The organism is Microcoleus sp. OTE_8_concoct_300 (genome assembly GCF_031383065.1).
Lineage (GTDB): Bacteria > Cyanobacteriota > Cyanobacteriia > Cyanobacteriales > Microcoleaceae > Microcoleus.
The window spans coordinates 1-4,046 of sequence record NZ_JANMZH010000481.1; the positions used below are offsets into that span (position 1 = coordinate 1).

At 42.1% G+C, this 4,046-nt stretch carries 3 protein-coding genes; 1 reads left to right on the plus strand and 2 read right to left on the minus strand.

Annotation, left to right across the window (positions count from 1 at the left end):
* Positions 1-327: 327 nt before the first annotated feature.
* Positions 328-1,635, minus strand: coding sequence for an NF041680 family putative transposase (locus ACUVJL_RS21640; protein WP_445247715.1), 1,308 nt, complete (start codon positions 1,633-1,635; stop codon positions 328-330).
* Positions 1,636-1,873: 238 nt separating this feature from the next.
* Between ACUVJL_RS21640 and ACUVJL_RS21645 the strand changes: the two genes are divergently transcribed.
* Positions 1,874-2,890: an IS4 family transposase gene (locus tag ACUVJL_RS21645; protein WP_445247717.1), complete on the plus strand. Its 1,017-nt coding sequence runs from the start codon at positions 1,874-1,876 to the stop codon at positions 2,888-2,890.
* 493 nt (positions 2,891-3,383) lie between these two features.
* On the opposite strand, the gene ACUVJL_RS21650 is transcribed toward ACUVJL_RS21645, so the two are convergent.
* Positions 3,384-4,046 (minus strand): hypothetical protein (locus ACUVJL_RS21650; RefSeq protein ID WP_445247716.1); only part of this gene is annotated, 663 nt, incomplete at its 5' end.

The window sequence follows — 4,046 nt, forward strand, 5'->3', positions numbered from 1 at the left end:
TTTTTCTGAATCCACTCTTCTTCTCACTAATTGGGGACTTCAAAATCCCCACCAAATGGCAAAACGCTCTCAAACTATTACCTCAAGAAATAGTGTTGAGTGAGGCAGAGTTTAATCACCTACTCAATAAGTATCTACCCAGAAGTGTTGAATGATAGGAGAAAATTGCTAAAATTGGCCGAGCAATGTATAATTTCAGAGTGATAAATTATGAATAATCAACTGAAATGCTATTTTTTGGAGTTTAGACTAAGCACAAATTGACTCAGCATGAGCTGAGTGGAAAGAATGGTTAATAAGTGAGAGATTTCTCAAGGTTAACTAAGGTTAACTTACGAATTTTGTTGATTTTTGGAACCGACCTTTGCCCTTTTTGACCACAGGATAGCGACATCTTTGAGTGCGAGGTCTTCCTTGAGGCCATCCATCTGAATTTCCTCGGCGTTTGGGAGCGACAGCCGGACTCCCAATCTTGATTAAAAGTGGAAGCATTGATTGTGCAACCCTTCCAGGAGTCAATTCAGGGAGAGACTTTTGCCAGGGTAGACGAATTTCTCTCACTAAGTCTTTAGCTAACCATAATTGCCAAGTCACTAATGGCATCAAATCACTCCATCGTTGGCACTGTTCTGGGGTGCTTAACTTGGGCACAGTCCAATGCAAGGTTTGTTTGGCTAAGCGATACCAATGCTCGATCGTAAAACGGCGCAGGTATAGTTGCCAAATTTCTGTAAGAGGTGGCATTTGGAGGCCAACCCAAACTAACCACAAAGGTTGAGTTTTAAATTGACCCGTTACGGTTTCTAAACGTTCGACTAAAATCAGAGTCATTGGATGTTTGGGACTGCCTCGAAAATGCAAGTCATTCCATTTTCTTAACCTAATTTTTCCGAGTTTGGGTTTAACAGATTCCAGAGTTTGTTCTGGTTCCCACCAACTTTGAGAATCCTTGAGCCTAAACTGTTGACCGTGAATTTTTGGTCGGCCTTTACCACTATAAGATAGAGGTGCTGACCACAAGCAACGATTAGAACGAATACGCATTAGTTTATCAGCGGCGATCGCAGCAGTGGCTTTTACCAGAGGAGCACACCCATACTCACTATCAAATAAGGCGATCGGTCGATGTTGAAGATATTGACACACTTGTGCCAATTGTTCAGCGCCTTTAGCAATCGGATTTTCCCAACTCGTAATACGTTCATGTCTCAACGGTAGTGCCCAACTGCCGATGGTCGAAGGTATCCACGCGATCGTACTATATCCTTGACCGATACCGACAGGTATGCCGTGAGGCAAGGCTGTAGGTTGATGTTCATAAGTACGTTCTTTGAGGGTAGGTGCATGGGGCCTCAACCACGCTGTATGATCGATTGCCAATACTGGCCGTTCCACTTGTGACATTTGTTCGATGTATAGTTGCATCAATTTTGCTCGGTCTGGTCTACAATCTTGCAGCGCCTCGTAGACGCTTGACCACTCACGTCGAAATAAAGGACTGAGGGCAAAATCTCCTAAACATGAGACGTGGCGGGTTGTCATCACTGCATCTGCTAATTCAAATGTGGCATCTTTGGCGTTGCCGAGGCATTGATAAGCCAGTTGACGAAATTCGTATAATTGTTCAAACTTCATTGCAGGTAGATTTGAGATTTTTTGCTGAATTCTCAATTTTCTACCCTTACGCTGTCTGTTGAAACTATCGCAGACAGTTTTTTTTCTGGAATTGCAGTCTCGGAGAACGTCAACGGTCGCTGATATTTATCTTATGGGTGAGCCTGATAGCTGGTCGCCAGCGACCGTTGCCGTTCTTGATAAACCTTCGCTAGTCTTACAGTGATCGCAGTTTTTGACCTGCTTAGTCTAAACTCCAATATTTTCTAACTTCCCCAAAATTGTCAAACGGTATCTGGCCCATTTACCCAAAGATGATTATCCTGTTTTAGATAGCTTTACATTTGTCTCCTGCTGGCTAGGGTTTAGTTTTGACCAAAGCCTCGATACTATGGGTTCGCTATTTTCCCGTTTAAACAGTCGAGGTATTTCCTTAGATATATCAACGTTCTCAAAGGCTAGTAAGCATAGAGATATTGGTGTTTTTATAAAAATATTTGAAAAATTACAAGCGGATCTAAAACGTCAATTAATTGACAAAGATAGCCTAAGTGTATTCCCTTTAGATTCAACAATAGTTACGTTAACAAGTAAATTACTATGGCAACAGGAATACCATCAAGTAAAATTATTTGCTGGAACGGACAATAAACGGGGAATGATTGATGGAGTATACATTCATTTTGGGCAAGGTCATGACAGTCAGTATGGAGATGAAACCATAGCAGCCACACCTCAAAATGGAGTCGCTGTAATAGATAGAGGTTTTTCTAGTTCTGAACGCGTTCAAGCATTGCTGAAAAAAGAAAATCAATATTTTGTACTACGAATTAAGAATAATTCTACTATCAACATGAAGGAAGATGGAACTTATGAAGTGTGGAGTGACCAACGAAAAGTCAAAGTAAGATTAGTGACTTTTTCGGATTTAGAAACACGGACTGAATTTAGGTTTGTGACTAATTTGCCTGAATCAGGAGAATTAGCATACACCAATGAAGAAATAGGAGAAATTTATCGAAGAAGATGGCAGATTGAATTGCTCTGGAAATTCTTAAAAATGCATCTAAAATTGGCTCATTTAATCACTAAAAATACCAATGGAATTAAAATACAAATCTATGCCTGTTTAATTTGTTATTTGTTGCTTCAGTTGGTTGAAGTTCCTGATATAATTGGAAATAAACTATTAGACAAGTTACGGTATTTACAGGCTTTTATGTGTGAAAAAATCAGCTATATTCACTGGTTCAAGGAACTTGTTTTCAATTGCTGAAATCAGCAGTTTACAGGATTCGTATGTCTATTTTCAGGATTCTATCAATAAGCGTTCAACACTTCTGCTCAATATCCATTCAGTGAGGAGAGAATAGAGACCTTGTACCTTGTCACATTCCAAAGGGGAGACCGAAACACGATTCGACTCGAAATTTTTGTAGATACTGTTCACGTTTACAACCAATTGCTGCATAAGACATCTTCAAACGACCGATTTCTTCAACGATAGAATGAGTATTTAAACCCTGTTTTTAGAGAAACGGAACCCCCTAAAGCAACACTGAATTATGCGAGATTAGTCGCGCACTCAACAGGATTCCTGATTCAGCTTGCCACACTTCCAATCGACGGGGATTGTCGTAGCCGAGCGCGCACTCAACAGGATTACCGGATGTCGCTTTGCCACTGCTGAATCCGGTATGAAAAGTGCAGATTTGTGTGTTTTTGAGGAGCCTTTTATGATGCCCTCTTGATACCTATTTGGCAAGTGGTCACAGCTCTGGTTTTGGTTGTTCCGACTCAGATTCCGAGAGGGCGTGAGGGTCTGCCGGAGTGGGGGTAGCGACGTGATCTGAAACTATTCGGAAACTATTTCGAGAGATTCCATCGGTGGCTGTAGGGTCATTTTCGGTGATCGCTCCCCGTATTTCCTCAACCAGTTCTAGTTCTTCTTCGCTGAGATTTAGTTCGGTGACGGATTCTAAAACCCAGCCATTAATGTTGGTCGCTTTTGTTGGCTGACACCCAGATATTTCGATTTCGCTGTCAAACTCAATCCGACACAGCCCGTCACTATATACCTGGATTATCGTGGCCAGTTTTCCCCTGAATTCCTGAGTGCCGATATACTCTGGCGAAACTTTCACTCGGAAAGCCGGGGTGAATTGGAACCCAGGGGCGATCAGCATTTTTGCCTCACCCGCCCCAGTTTCAACATCACCCGCCCCAGTTTTCGCCCCAGTTCCGCAGGTAGAAACGTTGATTTCTAAGGGTTCCGTGCCACCCGCCCCAGTAACGGCCGGTTTTACTAATTTTGTTGTGAGATTTTCAGAACTTGCATTGCACGGGAAAGTATCTAAGACCGTGTTCTCTGAATTTTTTTGATTTTGCTCAAAGTCAGAAAAACTGGGTCGGGTGGGTCGGAAGTCTTGCTG